Annotated in this window: 19 protein-coding genes and 4 pseudogenes; 12 read left to right on the top strand and 11 right to left on the bottom strand. The window is 56.4% G+C overall.

Annotated elements, in window-relative coordinates; all coding sequences use genetic code 11:
- Positions 1 to 32: 32 nt before the first annotated feature.
- The 4 genes and pseudogenes from HQN82_RS25600 to HQN82_RS24280 form a co-directional block, all read left to right on the top strand.
- On the top strand, positions 33 to 587 hold the full coding sequence (locus HQN82_RS25600) for a hypothetical protein (protein ID WP_234904925.1): 555 nt from the start codon (positions 33 to 35) through the stop codon (positions 585 to 587).
- 76 nt (positions 588 to 663) lie between these two features.
- Positions 664 to 988, top strand: a pseudogene (locus HQN82_RS24290) (co-chaperone GroES).
- 33 nt (positions 989 to 1,021) lie between these two features.
- Positions 1,022 to 2,647, top strand: a complete 1,626-nt coding sequence (groL, locus tag HQN82_RS24285; RefSeq protein WP_173616197.1) for a chaperonin GroEL — start codon at positions 1,022 to 1,024, stop codon at positions 2,645 to 2,647.
- A gap of 46 nt (positions 2,648 to 2,693) precedes the next feature.
- Positions 2,694 to 3,071, top strand: a pseudogene (locus tag HQN82_RS24280) (hypothetical protein); the annotation flags it as partial.
- Between the two features lie 111 nt (positions 3,072 to 3,182).
- Here the strand turns inward: HQN82_RS24280 and HQN82_RS24275 are convergent.
- From HQN82_RS24275 to HQN82_RS24265, 3 genes and pseudogenes are all read right to left on the bottom strand, one after another.
- Positions 3,183 to 3,539: pseudogene (locus HQN82_RS24275) on the bottom strand (AAA family ATPase); the annotation flags it as partial.
- A 51-nt stretch (positions 3,540 to 3,590) separates the two neighbouring features.
- Positions 3,591 to 4,804, bottom strand: a protein-coding gene (locus tag HQN82_RS24270; RefSeq protein ID WP_111818031.1) for an IS3 family transposase whose coding sequence is annotated in 2 segments (ribosomal slippage) — positions 3,591 to 4,468 and positions 4,468 to 4,804 — 1,215 coding nt in all. Because the reading frame shifts where the segments join, the coding sequence is not laid out codon by codon here.
- A 408-nt stretch (positions 4,805 to 5,212) separates the two neighbouring features.
- Complete coding sequence (locus HQN82_RS24265) at positions 5,213 to 6,319, bottom strand: Fic family protein (RefSeq protein WP_173616196.1); 1,107 nt, start codon at positions 6,317 to 6,319, stop codon at positions 5,213 to 5,215.
- Positions 6,320 to 6,568: 249 nt separating this feature from the next.
- Between HQN82_RS24265 and HQN82_RS24260 the strand changes: the two genes are divergently transcribed.
- The 3 genes from HQN82_RS24260 to HQN82_RS24250 all read left to right on the top strand — a co-directional run bounded on the left by HQN82_RS24260 (position 6,569) and on the right by HQN82_RS24250 (position 9,645).
- Positions 6,569 to 8,884, top strand: a complete 2,316-nt coding sequence (locus tag HQN82_RS24260; protein WP_234904969.1) for a hypothetical protein — start codon at positions 6,569 to 6,571, stop codon at positions 8,882 to 8,884.
- A 180-nt stretch (positions 8,885 to 9,064) separates the two neighbouring features.
- Entirely contained in the window at positions 9,065 to 9,265 is a 201-nt protein-coding gene (locus HQN82_RS24255; RefSeq protein WP_006699143.1) for a type II toxin-antitoxin system VapB family antitoxin, read from the top strand.
- Entirely contained in the window at positions 9,262 to 9,645 is a 384-nt protein-coding gene (locus HQN82_RS24250; protein WP_173616195.1) for a type II toxin-antitoxin system VapC family toxin, read from the top strand. Before HQN82_RS24255 ends, HQN82_RS24250 begins: the two co-directional genes overlap by 4 nt.
- An 88-nt stretch (positions 9,646 to 9,733) precedes the next feature.
- Here the strand turns inward: HQN82_RS24250 and HQN82_RS24245 are convergent, their stop codons facing one another.
- From HQN82_RS24245 to HQN82_RS24210, 8 genes are all read right to left on the bottom strand, one after another.
- The gene (locus HQN82_RS24245; RefSeq protein ID WP_427832758.1) at positions 9,734 to 9,985 is read right to left on the bottom strand and encodes a YMGG-like glycine zipper-containing protein; all 252 of its coding nucleotides are present in this window, start codon (positions 9,983 to 9,985) and stop codon (positions 9,734 to 9,736) included.
- Between the two features lie 385 nt (positions 9,986 to 10,370).
- Positions 10,371 to 11,222 (bottom strand): 2-hydroxy-3-oxopropionate reductase, encoded by an 852-nt coding sequence (locus HQN82_RS24240; protein ID WP_173616194.1) that lies wholly within the window; start codon positions 11,220 to 11,222, stop codon positions 10,371 to 10,373.
- A gap of 3 nt (positions 11,223 to 11,225) precedes the next feature.
- Positions 11,226 to 12,011, bottom strand: coding sequence for a 2-oxo-tetronate isomerase (gene otnI, locus HQN82_RS24235; RefSeq protein ID WP_173616193.1), 786 nt, complete (start codon positions 12,009 to 12,011; stop codon positions 11,226 to 11,228).
- Between the two features lie 11 nt (positions 12,012 to 12,022).
- Positions 12,023 to 13,735 carry an ABC transporter ATP-binding protein gene (locus tag HQN82_RS24230; protein WP_173616192.1) on the bottom strand — a complete coding sequence of 571 codons (1,713 nt, stop codon included), beginning with the start codon at positions 13,733 to 13,735 and terminating at the stop codon, positions 12,023 to 12,025.
- An 11-nt stretch (positions 13,736 to 13,746) separates the two neighbouring features.
- Positions 13,747 to 14,922, bottom strand: a complete 1,176-nt coding sequence (locus HQN82_RS24225; RefSeq protein ID WP_173616191.1) for an ABC transporter permease — start codon at positions 14,920 to 14,922, stop codon at positions 13,747 to 13,749.
- Between the two features lie 10 nt (positions 14,923 to 14,932).
- Positions 14,933 to 15,919 (bottom strand): ABC transporter permease, encoded by a 987-nt coding sequence (locus HQN82_RS24220; RefSeq protein WP_173616190.1) that lies wholly within the window; start codon positions 15,917 to 15,919, stop codon positions 14,933 to 14,935.
- A 28-nt stretch (positions 15,920 to 15,947) separates the two neighbouring features.
- Entirely contained in the window at positions 15,948 to 18,062 is a 2,115-nt protein-coding gene (locus tag HQN82_RS24215) for a family 10 glycosylhydrolase (RefSeq protein WP_173616189.1), read from the bottom strand.
- A gap of 104 nt (positions 18,063 to 18,166) precedes the next feature.
- Positions 18,167 to 20,095 (bottom strand): ABC transporter substrate-binding protein, encoded by a 1,929-nt coding sequence (locus HQN82_RS24210; protein WP_173616402.1) that lies wholly within the window; start codon positions 20,093 to 20,095, stop codon positions 18,167 to 18,169.
- A gap of 195 nt (positions 20,096 to 20,290) precedes the next feature.
- On the opposite strand from HQN82_RS24210, the gene HQN82_RS24205 reads away from it, so the two are divergent.
- The 5 genes and pseudogenes from HQN82_RS24205 (at position 20,291) to HQN82_RS24185 (ending at position 25,028) form a co-directional block, all read left to right on the top strand.
- The gene (locus tag HQN82_RS24205; RefSeq protein ID WP_173616188.1) at positions 20,291 to 21,304 is read left to right on the top strand and encodes a LacI family DNA-binding transcriptional regulator; all 1,014 of its coding nucleotides are present in this window, start codon (positions 20,291 to 20,293) and stop codon (positions 21,302 to 21,304) included.
- Between the two features lie 72 nt (positions 21,305 to 21,376).
- A pseudogene (locus HQN82_RS25595) lies at positions 21,377 to 21,867 on the top strand (transposase); the annotation flags it as partial.
- Between the two features lie 374 nt (positions 21,868 to 22,241).
- Positions 22,242 to 22,952: a GntR family transcriptional regulator gene (locus tag HQN82_RS24195; RefSeq protein WP_173616186.1), complete on the top strand. Its 711-nt coding sequence runs from the start codon at positions 22,242 to 22,244 to the stop codon at positions 22,950 to 22,952.
- Positions 22,953 to 22,986: 34 nt separating this feature from the next.
- A complete protein-coding gene (locus tag HQN82_RS24190; protein WP_173616185.1) occupies positions 22,987 to 24,102 on the top strand; it encodes an ABC transporter ATP-binding protein in 1,116 nt (371 codons plus the stop codon).
- Positions 24,099 to 25,028, top strand: coding sequence for an ABC transporter permease (locus HQN82_RS24185; RefSeq protein WP_004446118.1), 930 nt, complete (start codon positions 24,099 to 24,101; stop codon positions 25,026 to 25,028). The genes HQN82_RS24190 and HQN82_RS24185 overlap by 4 nt, the downstream gene beginning before the upstream one ends.
- The last annotated feature ends 10 nt before the right edge of the window (positions 25,029 to 25,038 follow it).

Below are 25,038 nucleotides of genomic sequence, written 5' to 3'. Positions count from 1 at the left end.
AGAATGCGTGGGCAGGGACACTGCCTAATGTCATGGCCAATATCCAAAGGCTCGGTGCGATTGGGGATGGACTTATCACATCAAAGGTCTATGTATTTGTCATCGTCAGCAAACGAATTCGTAGGCGCTGGCGGCTGAGGGCCAAGAGCTCCCGCCTGCCAATGCAGGACGTTCTCATGGTCGACGATTCCGCCGAGACTTCTCAGAACATCATCAGCACAGACGGGAGCAAGCTGCTTGTTCTCCTTGCAGAAGATGAAACCCTTATTCAAGTAACTCTCGAAGATGTCGTGACGGAAGCAGGCCTCGAGCACTTCTCAGTATCGAGCGCGGACGAGGCTATCCGTGCTTTAGAAGAGGACTCTGCCCGGCGGTCAACTCACCGCTGTCCGCAATCGATCGTCGGTAGGCCACTCGACCGCGTCGACCGTTCTGCTATCGCTGTCGTCGCTTCCGCTTTTGCAAGCGAGTGTTCATTGAAAGCGGGCGGCCTCCCTCCTCGCGTTTTTAGTGTCGGGAAATCCATCCGGTTTAGCCGTACCGGGCGCTTAACTCCTTTGGCCGGCCGTCCCTTACGAATTCTCTAGCACTCTTATAATTAGCCTGCTAACGTATGCTATGGGGAGCGGCCATTGGGTTCTCTTCCGTCGAAGGATCCCAAACATGTTAACTACTGTTTTCCGGCCGTTGCACGACCGGGTTGTCGTGCGTCGTATCGAGGCCGAAGAAAAAACCAAGGGCGGGATTGTCATTCCAGACACCGCCAAGGAAAAGCCAGCTGAAGGCGAAATTGTTGCCGTTGGCTGGTACCCACCACGAAAGTGGCAACCTCAACCCGCCTGACGTGAAAGTCGGCGACCGCATCTTGTTTGGCAAGTGGTCCGGCACCGAGATCAAGTTCAACGGCGAGGACCTGTTGATCAGGAAGGAAGGCGACGTCATGTGCGTGATGGCCTCAGCTTCGGCCGAATCTTTTTCCTTTTCATAACGTCCACAGGGCGAGGAGCCCGGGAGTTTCTCAATGCCTGCCAAACAAATCATATTCGGCCGTGATGCGCGCGAAAAGCTGCTGCGCGGCGTCGACGTTCTTGCTGATGCAGTGAAGGTAACCCTCGGCCCGAAGGGTCGTAACGTCGTTATCGACAAGTCCTTCGGCGCTCCGCGCATCACCAAGGACGGCGTTTCGGTCGCCAAGGAAATCGAACTGGAAGACAAGTTCGAGAACATGGGCGCCCAGATGGTGCGCGAAGTTGCCTCCAAGACCAACGACATCGCCGGTGACGGCACCACCACCGCGACCGTTCTGGCCCAGGCCATCGTTCGCGAAGGTTCCAAGGCAGTCGCTGCCGGCATGAACCCGATGGATCTGAAGCGCGGCATCGACCTTGCCGTCGCAGCGGTCGTCAAGGACCTGCTGGCCAAGGCCAAAAAAATCAATACGCCTGAGGAAATCGCACAGGTTGGTACAATTTCGGCGAATGGCGAAAGGGAAATCGGTCAATATATCGCCGATGCGATGCAGAAAGTCGGCAATGAGGGAGTGATCACCGTTGAAGAAGCCAAGACCGCTGAAACCGAACTCGAAGTCGTCGAAGGCATGCAGTTCGACCGCGGCTACCTGTCGCCCTACTTCGTGACCAACCCGGAAAAGATGGTGGCTGACCTCGAAGACGCCTACATCCTCCTGCACGAAAAGAAGCTCTCGAACCTCCAGGCCATGCTGCCGGTTCTCGAAGCTGTCGTCCAGACCGGCAAGCCGCTCGTCATCATCGCTGAAGACGTCGAAGGCGAAGCTCTTGCAACGCTCGTCGTCAACAAGCTGCGTGGCGGCCTCAAGATCGCTGCCGTCAAGGCTCCTGGCTTCGGCGACCGCCGCAACGCCATGCTGGAAGACATCGCCATCCTGACCGGTGGTACCGTCATTTCCGAAGACCTCGGCATCAAGCTCGAAAACGTTACGCTCGACATGCTCGGCAAGTCGAAGAAGGTTTCGATCTCCAAGGAAAACACCACGATCGTTGACGGCGCCGGCCAGAAGTCCGACATCGAAGGTCGTGTTGCCCAGATCAAGGCCCAGATCGAAGAAACCACCTCCGACTACGACCGCGAAAAGCTGCAGGAACGCCTTGCCAAGCTCGCTGGCGGCGTTGCCGTTATCCGCGTTGGCGGTTCGACGGAAGTCGAAGTGAAGGAAAAGAAGGACCGCATCGACGACGCTCTCAACGCGACGCGCGCTGCCGTTCAGGAAGGCATCGTGCCTGGTGGTGGCGTGGCTCTGCTGCGTTCGTCCACGAAGATCGCCGTCAAGGGCGAAAACGACGACCAGGAAGCTGGTATCAACATCATCCGCCGCGCCCTGCAGGCTCTGGTGCGCCAGATTGCAGACAACGCTGGTGACGAAGCTTCCATCGTTGTTGGCAAGATCCTCGAGAAGAACGAAGACAACTACGGCTACAACGCCCAGACCGGCGAATATGGCGACCTGATCCAGCTCGGCATCGTCGACCCGGTCAAGGTGGTTCGGACAGCCCTGCAGAATGCGGCTTCCGTTGCCGGCCTTCTCGTGACGACAGAAGCCATGATTGCAGATCTTCCCAGAAAGTATGGTGCAGGCGTCGGCATGCCTGACATGGGCGGAATGATGTAACGCTTATTCTGAAATTTGGATCAGTGACCCCAACGAGGAGAATCCCATGACCGTGCAGGACAGCAAGACACCAATATTCGAGCGTTTCAATTCGTATCAGCCCTCCAAGACCATTCTTGTGTGGGCATGTGCGGCGACGGCAATCGCGACCATCGTCGTTGGCTTTAACTGGGGCGGTTGGGTGACCGGCGGATCGTCACTCCAGGCAGCGACCGCCGCGGGCAAGACGGCCCGTGGTGAGCTCGCATCAGCCATATGCGTCGAACGCTTCAAGGCTGCACCGGACGCAACCGAAAAAATGATCGAGTTTAAGGCTCTCTCAGATAGCTTTGCAAAGCGTCAGTTCATCGAAGCTGGCGGGTGGGCATCCATGCCGGGGCAGACACCGGTCGACAGCGACATCGTCGAAAGCTGCAGCACGGCGCGCTCCTCTAGTGTCGCGCTTGATGCTTATAGTAGCTTGGGCGCTCCTGCTGGAGCGCCTCGTTTGGCCCACCCCTCGCTTTGTCACGCCAGACTGATGAAAACTCACCATTGCGAGCGAGTCCGCCACGCGTGGCAGCGTCAAAATATTAGCTGAACCGGTCAGGAGGAAACGTCCCGGGCGCTGGTCGATATCCCCACTTTCTTTGATTGCAAGCAACAGCTCGGGGGCGCGTTGAATTTCATCGATGACGGCGCGATCTATACGCCTTACGAAGCCAACTGGATCCTGTCGCGCTGCATCCAGGGTTGTCGCATTGTCTAGAGTGTAATACTACATGGCCTCTTTGGCTATCTTCTTTGCCAGCGTCGTTTTTCCTGATTGTCGGGGACCGACGATCATAATCATCCTTGTGTCTAACATGGCATCGGCAACACGTTGCTCGACGAGTCTTGGATAGAGCATCATGGCCTTATTCCTCTCAATGTGGAGTGCACCCCATTTCACCGGGCAAGTCGGCTAGATTGATTTAGCCCTGATGAACTGCCGAGGGGAAGCCATCTTGAGCGCGGAATGGGGATGGATTTCGTTGTAGTCCTCGATCCATCCGTCAATGAGCCGGAGCGCTGTTTGGGCGTCCGGTAGAGCTGATATCCGAATATAGTCCCGCTTCAACGTTTTGACGAAGGCTTCCGACATGCCGTTCGACTGCGGGCTGGCTACCGGCGTGAAGCAGGGTGTCAGATTGAGTGCTTGCGCAAACAGCCTCGTGTCCCTCGCGGTGTAAGCAGAGCCGTTGTCCGAGAGATGCTCGATTGCGTGCGGGGCTCGGGTTGCGCGGAAGCGTTTCTCGACCGCCTCCAGCATCATGTCGCGCACGTCAGAGCCGGAGATGCCCGCGTTGGCGACCGCCGTCCAGGCGATGATCTCCCGGTCGAAAGCGTCGATGATGAAGGCGAGACGGATGACCTCGCCGTTCCAGCAAGTGAACTCCAGCCCATCCGAGCACCAGCGCAAGTTCGAGCGCATGACCATGACCTTGCCGTCATGGATGCGGCCCTTGCGAACGGCCGTATGCTTCTCCAGCAACATGGCGTGGTTGCCCATGATGCGGTGAACCCGTTTTGCGTTGACGACAGGCTTATCGGCGGCTCGCCTTTCGCGATTGAGGAGCGCGGCGATCCGCCGATAGCCATAGGTTGGCCTTTGATCTACCAGCCTGCGAATGATGGGCAAAAGCTCTGCATCCTCGGCCTTGTGATAGGAGCCGCGCGGCTTCGATCTGCCTTTCAGCCGCTCGATGAGGTTGGAACGGGATACGCCCAGCGTGTCTGCGACGGCCTTCATCGCGAACCGTCCTTCGGCAACAAGATCGGCCGCGATATCCGTTTTTTTGAGTCTGCTTTGGACAAGGCTTCCCGAAGGATTTCGACCTCCATCGTCTTGCGGCCGAGCATGCGCTCCAGCTCGCGGACGCGATCTTCCAGCTTCTTCACTTCCGAATTGCCGACCACCGGCTCGTCAGAATCCACAGCTGCAGCACCTCCCTCGCTCAAGAGCCTGCGCCACCGATAAAGCAGATTGGGCGCGACGCCATGACGGCGAGCGGTGGACGATACCGTCTCGCCTGGTTCGAAACTCTGCTCAATGATCGTCAGCTTTTGCTCGGTTGTCCACCGCCTGCGGCGAACATCACCCGTCAGCAATTCAACGTGTCGATACTCGTTAGACATAAGCCTATACCCAAGCCTGTGCTTGAGCCTTTCTGCTTATGCCGACTGTCCGGTCGAAATGGGGGGCAGTTCACAATGACCGTTTGAAAATACATTCTTGACTAATTGAAAGTCAAAGTTTGACCATTTGAAATTTCTTTGGCGGCTGATTGAAAATATAGGGCCAAGTTCAGCGGCACTGAGGTAGGCGAGAGGTACGGAGGCACCGCCTCTCGCTAATCAATTACCCGAACCGATTTAGCTGAAACGCGCCGAGAGGATGGTCAAGAATGATAAGTAAGACAATTTGTGTTTACGCTGAACACGATGCTGAGCTTTACAATGGAGGATTCCAACGCTCTTGAGCGGAATCGAACAATCGTTCACCTAGATAATGACGTTGGTGGAGTTCATTAGACTAGCAGCACTTTATTTCTGCAATGACAGCGAGTACCGGGTATGCCGACGTTCACCCGTACGCGTCAGTGCACCGATCTCCACGAGTTGCTGAAGGTCGCGTGTTGCTGTAGCGCGGGACGTGTCTGTGATCGAGATGTAGTTTTCGGCGCTTAGCCCCCCCTTGAAGCCTGCCGTGCCTTCCTTGAAGATGCGCGCGACTACCTTTTCCTGCCGCTCGTTCAGCCGACCCCGAAACCGATCATAAAACTTTGCTTTTTGAATGAAGAAATCTATGCGCTCAAGCGTCGCCCGTTGAGCATCCAGGATCGTTTCTGAAAAGAAAATGATCCAGCCGGTGATATCGAGCGTGCGCTGGTGCCGCTCAAGCTCGGAATAGTAGGCCTTCCGGCTCTTCTCGATTGTGAAGGCGAGTGAAATGAGACTTGGCTGCCCTATGTTTTGCGACAGGGATTTCTCAGCCAGCGCGCGCCCAATTCGGCCGTTGCCATCCTCAAATGGATGTATGCTTTCAAAATAAAGATGGCCTACGGCTGCGCGCGTTAAAGCTTGAAGCGGCGCTTGACCATTTGGCCCAGATTGATTGAACCATGCGATGAAAGTCTCCATCTCACCGGTAACCTGGCGAGACGGGGGAGCCTCAAAGTGGATTGTCGGCTTATCCAGTCGACCTGACACGATCTGCATGGCGTCTTCATGCGTGCGATAAGCACCAACAGTTTCAATATATCTGTTTCCGGCCATTAGCATTGAATGCCAGTGGAACAGACCCTCATGACGCAGTGGCCTATGCCAACTTCGATAGACATCCGCCATCATCTCTGCGATCCCCCGCTCCTGGGGGCGGATCTGTCTGTCATCAGTGTTTAGCCCGAACTGTCGGCGGAGTGACGACTGGACGCTCACGCGGTCGAGATATTCCCCCTCAATCTCTGAGGTCTTGACCGCTTCGTCGCTCAGCAACTCAATACGAAATTGGTTGCTGTCGTCCTCCTTGAAATGCCGGACAGCACCGATAACCTCGCCGGCGGACTGCAAGAATCTCTGCTCCAAAGGGACCAGGCTTGCGGTGTCGTACCTGAAGTTTGGCCAATCCGTGTTTTGCCAGTTCCATTTCATGAGTTATAGAATGCCTCTCTATAACTCATAATTATCGCCATATTTGAGCTATTGCAAGTTCGTCTATCGCTCAGCACCACAAACTGCGGTTCTCCGTTCAAGACGCAGCGATCGACAGATAACCTCTTGCCCTAAACATATTTTGTTAACGGGCGCCCCCTATTTCCGCTCGCCCTCGGCACTGGTGCCGAGAGAAACGGAATGAGCATGACCAAACACGACCTTTGATCACGTTATTTTCAGCGAAAAATTTCGGAATTCTGCGATCTTCGTATCGCTCCAATCGCATCCAGGCGAGTGTTGGAAAATTTACGGCCATATCTGGCCAATTTGATTGTCTACCGAAAATCGCCACCGCTTCTGAACGGCCATATCGACTGGACGGCTATCGGTCAGGCGTGTGGTATTGAAGCCGAGCTGACGGCAGAACTGAAAAAGCAGCTCCGGCCTGCTCTGGATGCGATCATCCGATGGCTCGGCGCACCACCGGCAGCCGAAGAGCGACGGCCACCAAAGTCAAAGGCTCGCCCGACCAAAATCGTTGCTGCCAAGAAAGCTGCTTCCGCATCCTCGACCGGAAAGCCGCAACGCGCGGCGACCAACGGCACCTTTGCCCGGTCCGCGTCGACACAGCGCGGCCCTACGCCAAAACTGATCAGCCCGTTCCCAGACGCACTATTTGAAGCGACAGAAGATCCGGCGAGCTTTCAGGACGCATTGATCTATCATATGCGGCGGTTCGGCGACACTTATTGGCAGCTCTATCGCGCCGTTGTTCATCTGAATGAGACCTTTGACAACAAGACGCTGCTATCCTGGATCCAGGGCGAGCGTGTGCCACGATCTGTAACGAGTTTCGACATCCTGCGCCGCATCGAGCGACGCTACCGACTTCCCGAGGGATATTTCAAAGAGAAACTGCCCTATCAGGCGCGCTCGCTTTATGGTCACGAGCTCGGAGATATGAGCCCGGCTGAGCGGCGCAGGATCTTGTTGCATCTGCCGGATGATTTCAGGAGCCTTCCCCTCACCAAACGTGAAGAAATCCTGGATTGGGTGCGCCGTGTGATAATTTCCGGATCGACCGAATATCGTCGATACCAGGCGGCTGCCAGCAAGCAACGCTATGCCATTCGCTTTCCTGGCGTCACCTATGGTGGCAGTGCCTTGCCCTCTCGACTATTGGCCTCAATGGCCGGGGCTAATTCAAACCTCGCGGCAGATTTAGACGATCCAGATCTACTTTCCGGCGTTGTCGACGCGCCGCCAAGGCTTGCAATGGAAATGGCTGACCTCATCCGTTTCAAAACCTCAACACTGACCGCGATTGGTTTCCAACGAAACGGCGTCTGGGGCGAGGAAACGGCCTCTCAGAAGATCGAGCACCTCGGATTGATGTTCGGCGCACTAGCGGCTTCACCAGGTAGTGCCGTGAAGGGCTGCGCTGTACCACTCAGCCACCTGAGCTTTGGCCTCCTCATCTTCCCAGGAGTCTGGGACTGGTATCTGCAGTGGCGGGAACAACGACGTGGCTTTTACACCAAATGGGAAGAAGACATGCTCATGGTCGCCCAAGCCCTATCTCGCGCGGATGTCGGCTGGATCCGGCAACACCCGGAACTGCTTAAGAACGTCAGGCCGATCGTGGGCTTGATTGAGCAGGAAGAAATCGATTTCGCGGCTCGCGACTGGCATGGTGCCTGTGATGCGTTTCACCGACATGCCGCGAACCGTTCCAAGGAGATCCAGCGAGTGATGCGTGTGCATCGCGATCCATTTGAATCGATCATGTGTGTACTTGAAGCGGACAGTCCATTAGCGGAATATCGCAAGATCACGGACGAGATCGTGAAACGTATGCCGGACGAGAACAGATATCCACGACCGGCCGCCGAGGCCGTCAGATCATTCCTGTTGCTTCGGCTTGGCCTGCACCTTGGGCTCAGACAAAAGAACCTTCGCCAGTTACGCGTCTGCCCGCGTGGACACTATCCGACATCGGAACGCCGGCTTGAGTACATGAAATGTGGTGAGCTACGTTGGAGTGATCGCGACCATGGCTGGGAGGTGCTTATCCCATCGGTCGCCTTCAAAAACTCTGGCTCTTCCTTCTTCGGACAGAAACCGTTTCGGCTGATACTGCCGGACCTTCTTGATCTCTACAAATACCTCGACGCGTATATCGACAGGCATCGTGGAGTTCTGCTCGGCGGTGCGAAAGATCCCCAAACGCTATTCGTCAAGACGGTGAAAACGACCAGCATTGATGCTTCTTACAATTCGACCACATTCTACGAGGCTTGGCGGACTGTCATCCAACGTTACGGCATCTATAATCCCTATACCGGGCGGGGTGCGATCAAGGGCCTCCTGCCGCATGGACCGCATAACCTGCGGGACATTCTCGCGACGCATATTTTGAAGCAGACCGGATCCTACGAGCAGGCCAGCTATGCAATTCAGGATACGCCCGATGTCGTCCAGCAGCACTACGGTCGCTTCTTGCCGCAAGACAAAGCCGCACTGGCTGCGAAGATTCTCAATCAGGTTTGGGAAGCTGCGTAAGATCGAATGAGATGCTCGGCTCAGATCCCCATACCAGGTTGCATCTGGACCGAGCCTCCTCGTCTCGCTCTTGAAGAGATTCGAAGCGCGACTGCAATGGCATAAAACAATCCGGGCTTGATGGGCGTAGATTTCTGCACCAATTGGTGCTATTTGCATATCAACGTTTTGGAGCGAGTTATGCGATCAACCATCAATCTCGACGACAGCCTTATGGAAAGAGCAAAGTCCCTAACGGGCACGAAGGAAACGGCGGCTCTTGTGCGTCAGGCACTAGAGACTTTGGTGCGAGTCGAGTCTGGCAAGCGGCTGATCGCTCTTGGAGGCACTATGCCTGAGGCTGAGGCAGCGCCTCGCCGCCGGAGCGAAGTGGGGAAGTGATCCTTGTCGACAGTTCAATCTGGATTGATCATTTCCGACACGTAAACCCGGAGCTCGTCAAAATCATCGGAGATGATCAGCTGCTTTGCCACCCTTTCGTTGTCGGTGAACTGGCCTTGGGTAGTCTGCGAGAACGGGATGCGGTATTAGCGTTTCTCACAGCTCAGCGTGAAGCAGTAGTTGCAACCCATGCAGAGGTGATGACAGTCATTGATCGCCATTCGATATTCAGCATGGGGATCGGTTATACTGATGCACATTTGTTGACTTCAACTCTCCTGGACAGACGATCCAGCTTGTGGACGAGGGATAAGCGCCTAGCGGCGGCCGCTCGGAAGGTTGGCGCGGCGCTTTATCCCTCTCCGCATATTCCTCAATAGAAATGAAGTTATGTGGCTGCGGAGGGTGGAGAGCCGGAGTTTTTCGATATCACTCTCGCCTTTGACGTGCGGCAGCCGGCTGCAATCTCTAGCGGCAGCGACCGTAATAATCCCGGTATCTGCAGCTGTGGTCGCGGTGATCCCGTCGTTCCCAACGGTCCCGGCGGTTCCTTTCGTTACGTTCGCTGATGTTTCCTATCACAGCGCCACCCGCGCCGCCTGCGGCAGCTCCCACTGCGGCGCCTTCCCAGGTACCGCTTGCCAGCCCCCCGATGATTGCACCGCTCGCCGCGCCAATGCCGGCGCCCTTTTCCGTCTGGCTGCACGCGGTCAGTGCCACGCAAACGAGTACGCCCGAGATAATCTTTTTTGATGCCTATTCATCCGTTCACCGCCACGGCGGTCGTCGATTGACCGTTGAGGCAGAGACGTATGGCCGCCGAAAATTACGGGGAAGTTACGCAGAACTGTTGCCATCGACACCTGTCGAAAGGGCAAATTCATTTAGGACGCGCGTCTTAGCGATCACCCATTCCCAGGTGACCGCCGCCCACCCATGGGATCCGGAATCTCGCTGTTCCTCGCTTAGCTCCAGAACGGGAAGCCGAAATGACTACATGCGGTTCCTCGCCAACGGTCTTGCGGCCCGACCGAGAGACCAATCTACTGATTTTGCGCGCTTTACGCTGGATTGCGCGACTATCAATCACAAGGTCTCGTTTGAACTACAAGGCTTTGATCAACGCCGAGTGGTCTTTATCGCCCAGCCCTCTTTCCAGCGCGCCATTCATCAGCTGATGAACCATTGCAGTGTTGGGCAGCATAAGCTCCAGCAGACGCGCCGACTCAAGCGCGAGCGATATGTCCTTGTGATGCAAACGTATGCGAAAGCCGGGCTCGAATGTTTCGTTGATCATCCTTTCGCCGTGAACCTCCAGCACGCGGGACGCGGCAAAGCCACCCATCAAGGCCCTGCGCACGACCGAGGGGTCCGCTCCGGCTTTTTTCGAAAAGCGAAGGGCTTCCGAAACGGCCTGAATATTCAGGGCGACAACAATCTGATTGGCGACCTTTGCAACCTGACCGTTTCCAACGTCACCGATCAGGGTGATGTTCTTGCCCATCTTTTCAAACAGTGGTCTTGCGCGCTCGAAAATATCCGGTTTTCCGCCGACCATGATGGTCAGCGACGCCGCTTTGGCGCCAACTTCACCGCCCGACACCGGCGCGTCGAGATAATCGCATCCCAGCGCCTCAATACGGGCGGCAAAATCCTTCGTCGCAATCGGTGAAATCGAGCTCATGTCGATGACGAGCTTTCCCGCATCGAGGCCTCGCGCGACGCCATCATCGCCGAACAATACTGCTTCCACATCGGGCGTGTCCGGCAGCATCAAAATCACGATCTCGGCGCTGCGCGCCACTTCTGTAGCTGAACCGCAGGCCCTCGCACCGCTTCCCAAGAGATGGTTCGACACCGGTTTGACCCTGTGAAGATAAAGCTCATGACCGGCATCGATCAGATGCTGCGCCATCGGGCGGCCCATGACGCCCAGGCCGATAAATCCTATTTTCATGGCTCATTCCTTCTGTTGATATGCTTTCAACCAGTCAAGACCTGCGCTGGTGGTAGCCGCCGGTCGATATTCGCAGCCGACCCATCCGTCGTAACCAAGTTCATCCAGACGTTTGAAGATGAAATCGTGGTTGATCTCGCCCGTTCCCGGCTCATGGCGTCCGGGATTATCTGCGATCTGAACGTGGCCGATTTTGTTCTGCAGGCGCTCGAAGGTCGCGACGAGATCGCCCTGCATGATCTGCATGTGGTAGAAATCATACTGGATCAGCAGGTTGGAATGCCCGACACGGTCCATGATCCGCTCGGCCTGATCGGTATTGGTGAGGAAATATCCGGGTATGTCGCGAGTGTTGATGGGCTCGAAGACAAGGGCAATTCCGGAATCCGCCAGACGTTGCGCAGCGTGACCGAGATTGCCGACAAGCGTGTCTTCCAGAACCTGCGGATCGACACCGCGCGGTTGAATACCGGCCAGACAATTGATCTTTCGGCATCCCAGAACTTTTGCATAGCCGATCGCCGTTTCAACGGACGTCTCAAATTCGGAGACCCTGTCCGGCAGGCTGGCGATGCCGCGCTCGCCTGCGGCCCAGTTGCCGGGTGGCAGGTTGAACAGAGCCTGGACGAGATTGCACTTCCTGAGCTCCCCTGCGATCGTCTCTGCCGCCTCCTCGTAGGGGCTGACATATTCGACTGCCGCAAAACCATCGGCAGCGGCGGCGGCGAACCGCTCCATGAACGGATGTTCGGTATAAAGCATGGACAGATTGGCGGCGAATTTCGGCATCGGCAGTGACCTCAAACTTGGTCTGCGCGCAGGCGGTGCAGCATGCGCTTGTTGCGGGGGTCGGGGTTCGGAACAGAAGAGATCAGTCGCTTGGTATAGGGCTGCGAGGGCGTGGTGCAGATGGTTTCCGCATCTCCGATCTCGACGATCTTGCCTTTGTGCATAACGGCGACGCGGTCGCAGAAATAGCGTACCACCGAGATATCGTGCGAAATGAAGATGAAGCTGAGATTGAGCTGCTTTTGAATGTCGAGCAGCAGGTCGAGGATCTGGCTTCGGATCGACACGTCGAGAGCCGAAGTCGCCTCATCGGCGACGATGACCTTCGGGTTGACGGCGAGCGCTCTTGCAATCCCGATACGCTGGCGTTGGCCACCGGAAAAGGCATGCGGGTATCTTTCCATCGCCAAGGGATCGAGCCCGACCTTCTGCAAAAGCTCGGCAACGCGGGTCTCCACCGCTTTGCCGGGCATGCCACCGGCGATGACAAGAGGATCTCCGATGATCTGCTTCACCGTCATACGGGGGTTGAGCGACGCAAATGGGTCCTGAAAGATAAGACGCACATCCTGGTGGTAGCGGCGCAAATCCACTTTGCTTAGTTTGGTGACGTCCATCGGGGCAGCATCCGGGCGTCCGCGATACGCAATTTTGCCGGATGTCGGCTCAACGATCCGAAGTATCATTCGCCCTAGTGTGGTTTTGCCCGATCCGCTTTCGCCGACAATGCCGAGATTTTCGCCGGCAAACAGGTCGAGACTTGCATCGTCCACCGCCACCAGCCCACGACCGCCGCTGCGTGAAAACAATCCGGACGGCGCACCGTAGACTTTGGACAGATTGCGCACTGACAAGATCGGATCAACGTTGGCCGTGAGCGACGCCAGCAGCATGCGCGTCGCTGCACCGCTCTCGAGTTTGACCGTCGCTTCCAGAAGTTGCCGCGTGTAGGGATGCTTGCTGGCGTGGAAAATCTCGTCCACCGGTCCTTTTTCGACAATCTTGCCAAAGCGCATGACGGCGACCTCGTCGGCCACTTCGGCAACGATGCCCATGTCGTGGGTGATGAGCAGCATCGCCATGCCGCGCTCCACCTGCAGCCGTTTGATAAGATCGAGGATTTCGGCCTGCGTCGTCACATCCAGCGCGGTCGTCGGTTCATCGGCGATCAGAACTTCCGGGTCGCAGGCGAGCGCCATGGCAATCATCGCCCGCTGGCGCATTCCGCCGGAAAACTCGAAGGTGTATCTGTCGGCCATCACTTCCGGCTGCGGTATCTCCACCTGGCGCAGCAATTCGATACAACGCTCCCGAGCCTGTCTCTTCGACACGCGGCGGTGCAGACGCACGGCTTCGATGATCTGTGAGCCGATGGTATGGACCGGCGACAGCGAACTCATCGGTTCCTGAAAAATCAGGCCGATCCGACCACCGCGAATGGCCAGGACCTCGCGACTGCTCGCGGCAAATTTCGCGATATCGACTGGTCCCTTGGGCCCATCGAGGACGATCTGGCCGCCTGTCATCTGTCCGGGCTTGTCGATGATCCGCATCAGGGCGCGGGCGGTCACTGATTTTCCTGAACCGCTTTCTCCTACCAGCGCAAGCGTCTTTCCGCGTTCAAGGTTGAAACTGACATTACGAACGGCATGCAGCACATGAGTTCTGAGCTGGAAATCGATGGACAGGTCTTTGACCGTCAGCAAGGTCTCGTGCTTCGTCATCTTACTTCCTTTCAGCTATCGTAAGGGTCGGCTGCATCGCGCAGGCCATCGCCGAAGAAATTGAAGGACAGCACCGCCAGGACCACTGCAAGGCTCGGCCAGATCAGCAGCCATGGCGCCGTGGCAACCGTGCGCACGTTCTGGGCATCCTGCAACAGCACACCCCAGCTGACGACCGGCGGTTTCAGACCGACCCCGAGAAACGACAGTGAAGTTTCAGCGACGATCATGGTCGGAATGGCAAGTGTCACCACTGCCAGAATGTGGCTGGTTAGTGATGGAAGGATGTGGCGGAATATGATCCGCCTTTCCCCTGCACCGTCCAGCCGGGCAGCCGTCACGAAATCGTCACCGCGCAGCGCGAAGAACCGTCCCCGCACCTCACGTGCCAAACCCGTCCAGCTCAGCAGCGAAACAATCAGGGTTACGACGAAATAGACCGATAGCGGTGACCAATTGAGCGGAATGGCAGCGGCCAGCCCCAGCCAAAGCGGGATCGTCGGCATAGCGCTCACAATCTCGATGATACGCTGGATGAGGGTATCGACCCAACCTCCGTAATAACCGGAGACCGCACCCATCACGACGCCAAGCGTCAGCGAAATGGCGACGCCGACAAGGCCGATGGACATGGAAACGCGGGTTCCATAAATCAGGCGGCTCATGAGGTCTCGTCCGAGCCGGTCCGAACCCAACAGGTACATTGGATCGCGGGCGTCAAGCGGCCCAACCAGATGCCTTTCCATCGGGATGATGCCCCAAAGCTTATACGGCGCCCCTTTGACGAAGAACCCGATAGGAATGATTTTCGTTTCATCGACAACGAAGCTGCGCCGGAGGGCTTTCGGCTCGATCTCGATTTTATAGCCCTTGACGTGCGGCAGAAAGCGGGAACCGCCATCGGCGGCCGGCGCAAATAAAGCGATGCTTTGCGGCGGCGCAAAGGTGTATTGCGGGCGCGACGTGTTCGGCAGGCCGGGTGCCAGGAACTCGGCAAAGGCGCCTATGAAATAGAGCAACAGAATAATGCCCGCAGCAAATGCTGCGACCTTGTGGCGAAAGAAGCGCTGGCGAATGAGCGTCCATTGCCCTGCCGCCTCGAGGCTTACCACCTTGCGCCCGGACTTCAGGGGGCTGATGGCGGGGCCGGTTTCCAGCGCGATGGTGGGGTTCTGGTTGATCGACATGGCCACCCCTTCAATTGAACCGGATGCGGGGGTCGAGCACCGCCAGCAATATGTCTGAAATCAGCATGCCCACCAGTGTCAGCACGCCCATTAAGAGAATGAAACTTCCGGCCAGATACATGTCCTGACCGACCAGCGCCCGCAGCAGAAGCGGTCCCGCCGTTGGAAGGTTCAGCACGATGGCGGTGATGGTGACGCCGGAAACGAGATCCGGCAGCACCCAGCCGATCGAGCTGACGAAAGGGTTGAGCGCGATGCGGACGGGGTATTTCACAATGACCTTGCGCTCAGGCAAACCCTTGGCCCGCGCCGTGACGACATAGGGCTTGCTCAATTCATCCGACAGATTTGCCCGCAGAATTCTGATCATGGCGGCAGTGCCTGACATGGCGATGACGATCACAGGTATCCACATATGGCTGAGCATGTCGTTGAATTTTGCGATGCTCCACGGCGCATCGACGAAAGCGGGAGAAAATATGCCGCCAACGCTTTGTCCCAGAAACCGGTAGCTCGCATACATCAAGGTCAGCGCCATGATGAAATTCGGAACGGCCAGCCCGATGAAGCCGAGAAGGGTAAAGGCGTGATCGCCGAAGGAATGGCGCCTGACGGCAGAATAGATCCCAATCGGAAGCGAAATCGCCCAAACGAGCAAGAGACTTGCCAGCGAGATCAACAGCGTCGATCCCATTCGGTCCCAGATCAGGGTCGAGACCGGCTGGTTCCACTCGAACGAATATCCGAAATCGCCTCGGGTCAATATTCCGCTGATCCACACGAAATACTGGACATAGACAGGTTGATCGAGACCGTATTGCGCGCGAAGGCGCGTAATCGTCGCCTCGTCCAGATTTTGCCCACCATCGGCCATGGTGGAGAGAAGCGAGGTCAGATAATCGCCGGGTGGCAACTGAATGATCATGAATGCGATCAAGGACATGCCGAACAAGGTCGGAATCATGTAAAGAACGCGCTTCGCCACATATGTCAGCATGGGTTCCTCCCGCTACACGCTATCCGGCTTATGATTGCCAGGTCAGATGAACCGCTTCGAGGTCCCGAATGGAAGGCACGGTGATTTCTGCACGGTTGCCAACGATCTTGCAGGACACGGTCTCGTTTTTCACAAGCAGTTTCACCGTGGCAGACGAGCTACCTTTTGGCAGCTCGATCGATAGTGTCTGCTCACCAATAGGATAGACCTCCCGCAAAGGACCTTTCATCATCATCGGGTTGGTAAGGTTGACGAGGAAGATTGCCATCGAGTCCTCGTTTTCATAAACGGCAATGTCTATGATACCCTTCCCTCCGACCGTCACACGATGGTCTTGGCCAAGAGCCCAGTTCACGGCGTTGGCGATCAGCTTGCCATGATCGGGTGCAAGCACTTTCCAGAAAACCTCGCCAATGTTCCATGGAATGTAGACCACACGACCTCCATGGCCGGTCTCACGCGCAATCACCGCAGCGCCGCTCGGGGCTTCGCGTGGGTAGACCTCCTCCATGGGCAAATCCGGAAAATCAGGGACGTAAAGGAACGGCGTTTCAACGTCCGGATTGGCATCGACGGCAATCAGGTGTGTGCCGCCGATAATGCGTGCGGCACCCTCGTAGCCCTCGTTCACGGGGTGCGGATCAGACAGTGCGACATAGGTGTTCTTGACCGGGCCACGTGGCGCCGATGCCAGCGAAGCACCGAAGACATTAGATAGCCCGAAATTTTCGCGCCGCTCGCCGACTTCATTACAGAGCGAGGTTTCATGCGCGGCAAAGACCGACCCGCCTCGCTGTACATACTGTTCGATGGCCGCGCATTGTTCGTCGGAAAGATAGGTGGCATTGGCCAGAACAACGAGCTTGAAGCGATCAAGCGCATCCGGGGTCATCACCTGATCGGATAGAAATTCAAACGGAATGCGTGCTTCCACCAGCGCATGATAAAAGCCGAGATCATTATGTTCGGCGATATGACGTTGCTCCGGTGCCCAGTGCCGCAACGTCGTGGATGGATCAATGATCGCGATTTCGGCAGTTGGCTGCATGGCCTCCAGATACGGCTCAATGTCCGCATGAAGATTAAAGGCTTCTGCAACGGGCTGCACCCAGCGGCTGTCAGGAACGCAGGCATTGAATTTCGTGAACCATGGGAAAAGGCCCTGCGCAATGCCGTCGTGAATCCAGAGCTTGATTTCCTCACCGCTCTGGACGGAATCCTTCCATCGGTACTCTTCCTCTGGTCCGATGGAGGTGATGAGGCCAACGGGTCGGTCACGGAACGTTCCACGAATACGTTTGCCGTTTCGTCCAGCAGACCAGCCAACCTCCACACCCTGTCGCGCCTGGTGGTCCACGAACAGGATCGGGCAATGTTTCTGTATGAGCGAAAGGTCGAATTCCATCAGTGACGAACCGCTCATATTTGGAATGAAGCTGGCATGGGGACGGATGGATTTGACCGTCTCGTCCCAATAGACTACGAGCTCGGTAAGTATGCGTCTGCGCCAGGCAGCCCACGCCTGCCATGCCGGATCCGTCGCATCCGGTCTCATCGGCAAATCAAAACCAGTTTCCTGCCTGAATCGTATGCGATTGTCGTCGCTGTAGGACACGCCATGGCCCTGCCAGCGGTTGGCGAACACGGCATCGATGTCATATTTGGTTACGACTTCGCGAATGACGTCGGTTGTGAAGTCGCGGTTATAACTTCCCAGCGCATCGGTGACATAGATTCCGGGAAATGCCCAGTGCTCACGCGGACTTCCGTCCTGATTGATGGCCACCCATTCGGGATGGGCCCGTGCTGCATCCTCGTGGACCGCATGTGGGTCAACGCGCGCCATGACGTGCATTCCCAATTTGCGCGCGCCTTCCACGATCGTGCCAAACGGATCGGTATCGCCAATGAAGCTGGACACGTAATGCAGGGGGATTTCGCTTGGGTAATAGGCGATATAGCCGCCAGCAGAAAGGCAGACTGCATTCGACTTGGTGCGCTTGAAGACGTCGATCCAGAACTCGGGGTCATATTTCGCCGGGTCGTCCTCCGCAAAGGTCAATTGGGTCCAACGAGTGGCGGATTTAAACCAGTCTGGAGAACGAACTGCAGCTCCGGAAATGGCGTTTGGTCGATGCAACATGTGTTCTCCAATGACAATATTATGCCGTCACGCCTTTTGCGGGCGACTGAAAAGGTTCGATGTTTCCAAAAGGGCTCAGTTGATGCCGGAATGGAACGGTGGAATCAGGCCTTGAAAAAGGTTTCCGGGTTGGCTGGCCCGGGTGTGGGATATCCCCACGAATTCGGCATGGATTTGGGAACGTTCTGCATGTTGTTCTTCACCACGCCGTAACTGTCGCTGGGAAGGCAAACGCCGAAGACGTAAAACTGGTCGGCCGCGATCTCCAGTATTTCGGACATCAGCTTGCGCTGCACGTCTGGGTCCGGCGAGCCCAGCACGCGGTCATACCGCGCCAACGCGTCCTTGACCGGTTGAGGCGGCTCGACCGCACCCTTGGACGCAGGATCGCGGTACCACAATTGCCACCCCTTGGCGTAGAGCGCCTCAGTCGTGTTGGGAATGAAATAGCGCGGATCGAGAATAGCCGCGATGCCGCCATTGCCGCCGAAGCGGTGTGCAGTGGCGTCATAGTCGATGCCCTGACGCACCCGCACCTCCCAAAGCGACCGGTCCATGCTTCGCATCTGCACGTCCACACCCACCGCGTGAAACATCGGCAGCGCCAGCTGGAAAATGTCAAGGAATGTGGTTCGAGCCTGGTCGATCTCGAATATCACCGTCACGCGCTTGCCGTTTTCATCCTGCCGGAAACCCTCACCATCCTTGGTGGGAAGTATCTTGTCGAGCAGGGCGTTGGCTGCGTCGGGGTCGTATTGGGTGAATTGCGTAGCCAGACGTTCGTTATAAAGAGGGTCCTCCGCCCGCACGGCCGGTTGGGAGATCGTTCCCTGTCCGATGAAAACAGTGTCGATAATCGCCTGCCGGTCCAGCGCCATTGACAGCGCTGCCCTAAAATCCCTGTTGCCGTAAAGCTTGCGTTTGGCTTCGTCCGGATGATTGAGATTAAGCTGAAAAACCATCTCGTTGGTTTCGGTCGACGTCAGCGTATATAAGCCAAACTGGCCCTGGTCCTGGGAGTCGTAAAGCACTGCCCGGTTTGCGGGCGTTGCGATATACTGATCCATAAGATCGATTTCGCCCTGCATCGCCTTCAACAACAATACCTGTGCATCGGCGACCATCTGGTAGACGATGCGATCAATGTAGGGCAATTGATTTCCCTCGGTGTCGACTTTCCAGTAGAACGGGTTGCGCTCAGCGATGGCACGGTCGGTGCTCTGTCCCGGCGCAACCGCCATCTTCCAGGCGTGGATAACGGGACGTTGGGAGTTCTGAAAAAACTCGTTGTCCACGACGAGGCCCGCTTCGCGCTGAAACAACTGAATCCAGCCAGACGCGCCCTTGGTCTTAGCTTCCTGTTCAGCATTTGGGTTGTACTTGATGTGGAACTGCTTGAGGTAATGTTTCGGCGCACGGGTGGTCTGATCATCATTCGCCCAAGCCAGCCGCAGCGGGAAAAGACCGTTGGGCGCGGCAAAAATCACCTTGAACGTCACATCGTCCAACGCCTCGAAACGGGCCTTTTTTCCGCCCGCACGCAGATGGTTCTGGCCGATATCGTTAAGGCCCTCGTAATTGAAGATGTCCTCGTACCAGAACATGATGTCCTCGGTAGTGAACGGCTGACCGTCAGACCACTTCATGCCCTTGCGCAATCTGAAAGTGAACTCCGTGGCATCGGCATTGCTCTCGTAGTCCTCCGCGACATTCGGTACCACACCCGACCAGTCGGGCTTATATCGCAGCAGTGGCTCGTAAGCCTGATATCGAAACAACATCGACAGGGACCCACCACCGACGATCGCGCTGTTCCAGTCACCACCGTGCGTTCCGACGCGGTCAAGCGGCGTGATGACAAGCGGATTGAGCGGCAGGCGGTCAACGACGGCGGGCAGCTTACCCTCCTTGACCAACGCCTCCAGCATGGCAGGGTCTTTGACGGTGCTCTTCTGCGCGAACGCTGGCAAAGCGGGTAGTATGACGGCAGCGGTGCTCGCAGCGAGAAACGCGCGGCGATTAAATCCTTGCATTTGTTTCCTCCTCCAGTCACGCATCGCGGAATTATCTCTCCTCCTCAGGATCGATCCCGCGATTCCTCGGACGGCTGCGACGCTAAAAAATAGCTTGCATGCCCGAATTTGTTTAGCTTGTATTATGTGGCTTGTTAGGTAAAGCGTTATGTTGAATTTATTTCGAGACGCAGGTTCACGGTGGGAGGATGCGTTATGCGCAAAGTGACATTGCAGGACATCGCCAATCACACCGGCCTGTCAAAATTTGCCGTCTCATGCTCACTTTCAGGAAAAGCCGGGGTCAGTGAGGCGACGCGCAAACGCGTCGAGGACGCTGCCGCAATGTTGGGCTACCAGCGCCCGAAACCAGCCGACGAGCAACGCGAGATCACCCTGATCTTTCACGATCAGGTCGATAGCGTGAGCTACGAGTTGCGGACGATGCTGCAGGACGGCATGCAGAAGGAGGCGCATCGACTGGGTCAAGCCGTACGATTGCAGTGGACGCATGACGCCGGCAGGGTCGAGGCGATGGTGGAGGATAGCGCAGGCATCATTCTTGTTGGTCCGCATGAACAAAAGACGCTGGACATTGTAAAAGCGTCCGGCGTGCCTTCGGTTCGACTGGGGTGGGTGTTTCCACTTGAACAAGCCGATCATGTCGGCGGAACGGACCACGAAGCAGGCATAGCGGTCGGCGAGTATTTGTTTGGGCTGGGGCATCGCGACATCGCCTTCGTGCAGGGGAAGGAAGGCTATCGCGGTCGTATGGAACGATATCACGGTCTACGCGAAAGTTTGGAGCAACATGCCGATGCGAGACTGCATGTCCTGCGCTTTGACGAAGATGGAGGCTTTATCCCTGCGCTGCAAGCTCTTCACACTGCCGGGATAGCACCCACAGCCTTGTTCTGCGCTCACGATGGGCTGGCGCTCACCGCTGTTTCCGAACTTCTAGCACGCGGCTACCGCATACCAGACGATATGTCCGTTGTCGGCTTCGGTGATTTTTCCGCCGCGACCCAAATATCTCCGCCCCTGACGACCATCAGGGTACAAGGTGTGGAAATGGGCGCTACAGCGATGCGCCTACTGCTGGAACGTATCGAAACAAGGGGGCAGCCGGTCGTCGCAAAACGCATTCTTATCGCATCGACCTTTATCGAGCGACGCTCATCAGGCGTTGCCCCCAAAAATTCGAAATGGTTAACCTCTGTCGAGCAATGAAAATAATCAGCTGTTAAATAGCCCTAGGTTTGTAGACACCTTCTTTCCTAATTTTGAGGCAGGAAAAGTATCGTGAGCAAACCGAATATCAGCGAAGATTTTAAGCGAGACACAGTGCATCAGATGACGGAACGCGGCTATCCGGTCGCGGAGGTTTTTCAGCGCCTCGGCCTGAGCCAGCATTCCCTGTATGAATGAAAGAAGAAGTTTGCGGCGTCTAACGCCAAGGGCAACGACGAGGCCGAGGAGACCAGGCGGCTGAAGAAGGAACTCGCTCGCGTCACCAAGGAGCGAGACATCCTAAAAAAATCGGCCGCGAATTTCGCCAGGGATGCAAGGTGATAGTCGAGCATTCATTGCTTTGCATCGCTTGCAGTTTTCGGTTCGGATGATGTGATGACTGCTGCGGGTTCACCCAGTGGATTTTACACCTAGCTAAAAACCCGCTGAGCAGGCGAGCCAACGAGCGCAAGCGACAGACCGATCTGCTCCCGAAGGCATGGGAAGAGAGCGGCAATGTCTACGGTTATCGCACGCTGCACGACGACCTTCTCGACCAGGGATAGGTGTGCTGGCTCTGCTCTATGCTTCGAAGGAGCCAAGGTTGGCGAACAACTGCGCCGGATGTTCACACTTTCCCGGACGCACCGCTTTCGGACGGCATATTCCGAGCCATTCACAGGCGGACTGAAAAAGGCTTTCAATCAAGGTGTTAGCGCCTGCGGGTGAAGATGCTTTCCGTAGAAAATCCGGATGAATTGTGGGCAGGTCGACATCTCCATCCTCATCACAAGCTTGACTTTCAAGAAATCAACAGATATGTCAAATCATATTCTGATATCTCAGTTTGGTTATTGATATGTCTAATACCATTGAATTCCCCTCTTTGCCTCTGTCCGATCTTGTGACGCCGCAGGATTTGCCAGTTGAAGGAAACATGTCCAATCGGATCCACGCATTGCTTCGGCAATTGATTGTGGAAGTGAAGCTGCTGCCGGGTCGGGCTCTGTCCGAAAAGGAAATTGCGGCGTTGTTGCATGTGAGCAAGACGCCGGTGCGCGAGGCGATCATTCGCCTTGCGGAGGAAGGTTTCGTGACGGTTGTACCGCAGGGTGGCACCTATATCTCGCCGATCGACGTGCAGCGTTACATGGAAGCGTGTTTCATCCGCTTCAAGCTTGAAGAAGGCGCGGTGATAGAGGCTGCCAAGCGGCACTCACTTGAAGATATCGCCCGCCTGAAGACCTGTCTTTCGCAGCAGCGTACCGCCGCGGCCGATGAAGAGTTTACTGACTTTTTCCTGCTCGACGAGGAATTCCACCGCACGATTTTCGCAGCGGCTCGCCTGCCCGGCGCCTGGAGCGTTGTCAATCAGGCCAAAGGTGAAATGGACCGCATGCGCCACCTGAAAAGGGTATTTGCGGTACGTCGCACGGAAAAGGTTATCGAAGAGCACGATGCGATCGTGAATGCGATCGAGTCTGGCAACGTCGAGGCAGCGCGTGACGCCGTACAGTGTCATCTGGGATCGCTGGAATCCAAAATCGCAGAGCTCTCCAAGAACCCCAAAATCTGGACCTTCATCGAACAGGTCAATACGCGCGTCACCAGGAAGCGTGTGTCAAGAGGAGCCAAGGCCCCTGCCTGACTGAACATTCAAGGCTTTTGAGGAGGGGCCTTTCATGTCCGCAGTTCAAATCAACGACGTCGTCAAGCGCTACGGTGCTCTCGAAGTCGTACATGGCATCAACCTTTCCATTCAACCGCAAGAATTCGTCGTGCTCGTCGGCCCCTCGGGCTGCGGAAAATCCACCACACTGCGCATGCTCGCAGGTCTTGAGGACATCTCCGGCGGCACCGTCGCGATTGATGGGCGGGTGGTCAACAAGGTCGCCCCGAAAGATCGCGATGTCGCCATGGTGTTCCAGAACTACGCGCTTTATCCGCATCTCAACGTCGCCGAGAACATTGCTTTCGGGCTGCGCGTGCGCGGCGAAAAGCGCGATGTGGTCGACAAGGCCGTTGCCGAAGCCGCCCAAATCCTTGGTCTGACGGAATATCTGGCACGTAAGCCAGCCGACCTGTCGGGCGGGCAGCGTCAGCGTGTTGCCATGGGGCGCGCGATCGTACGTCGCCCCAAGATTTTCCTCTTCGATGAGCCACTTTCCAATCTTGATGCCAAGCTGCGCACCCATATGCGGGCTGAAATCAAGCAGCTGCACAAGCGTATGCAGGCGACGAGTGTCTATGTGACCCACGATCAGGTCGAGGCGATGACACTGGCCGACCGGATAGTCATTATGAACCGCGGCAATATCGAGCAAGTCGGCTCGCCGATGGAAGTCTTTCTTGAGCCGGCCAATGTTTTTGTTGCCAGCTTCATCGGCTCTCCGCCCATGAACCTTTTTGACGCGACAATCGACAAGCAGGATGGCCGCACCAAAGCCGTGCTCACGGGTGATGCCGGACAAAGCCTGACGATCCCCGATGCCTTTGCCCGGAACGCGGTGCAGGGCCAGCCGGTGAAACTCGGCATCAGACCCGAAATCATGTCCGTAGAAGTGGCCGATGGACAGGACGTGCTCAATTGCAGCATCGACCTCGTTGAACCGCTTGGTGCCGAGGCCCTGTTGCACGGTAAGGCCGATGGCCAGTCCTTCATCGCCAAAGCCGAAACGCTTTATGCGGATCACTCGCTAAACGGCGTTACCCGGCTCGGTATCGATACGGCGCGCATCCATGTTTTTGACGCCGCAAGCGGCGGATCTCTCAAGGCCGCTGGCAGGGCGCGGCCATGAGACAGTATCTTCAGGAGTCGCTCCACGATCTCTGGCAAGATGTGCGCCGTGACTGGCAGCTTTATTTGCTTCTTGCCCCCATGGCCATCTGGTTTGCACTCTTTCTCTACAAGCCGATGTACGGCCTGGTCATCGCTTTTCAGGATTTTTCGATTTTCCGTGGCATCGAGAAAAGTCCGTGGGTCGGCTTTGCGAATTTCATCGAGCTTTTCCAGAATGACATGTTCGTTCGTGCATTCTGGAACACCATCACCATCAGTGGCCTCGGTCTCATCTTCGCGTTTCCGGTCCCCATCATTCTGGCCTTGATGTTCAACGAGGTTCAGAGCGAAATCGGCAAGCGCTGGGCCCAGACGATCGTTTACCTGCCCCACTTCATCTCCGTGGTGATCGTTGCGGGTATCGTCATCAATTTCCTCTCCCCATCCATCGGCATCGTCAATCTTCTGCTGAAGGGCATCGGGCTTGAACCGATATATTTCCTTACGCAGCCCGAATGGTTTCGGCCTGTCTTCATCGGCTCGTCGGTCTGGAAGGAGTCGGGGTTTGAATCGATCGTCTATCTGGCAGCAATCGCCGGTGTGAGCCCAACCCTTTACGAATCCGCGAGAGTCGATGGAGCCTCGCGCTGGCAGATGATGTGGCGGATCACGCTGCCGTGCATTCTCCCCACGATTGTCATCATGCTTATTATTCGCATTGGCAATCTGGTCGAGGTCGGTTTCGAATACATCATTCTTCTCTACCGCCCTTCCACCTACGAGACTGCCGACGTCGTTTCGACCTTCATCTACCGCACCGGTCTGCAAGGAACCCAGTACGACCTGGCAACGGCCGCCGGCCTGTTCAATGCGGTTATCGCTTTCGTGCTGGTCTATTCGGCAAACCGCATCAGCCGAAGAGTCTCGTCGACATCGCTGTGGTGAGGAACTGAAA

Origin of the sequence: Agrobacterium pusense, assembly GCF_013285525.1 — a bacterium.
GTDB classification, from domain to species: Bacteria; Pseudomonadota; Alphaproteobacteria; order Rhizobiales; family Rhizobiaceae; genus Agrobacterium; species Agrobacterium pusense.
The sequence above is the reverse complement of the archived record's forward strand: the minus strand, read 5'-3'. Positions and strand labels throughout refer to the sequence as shown.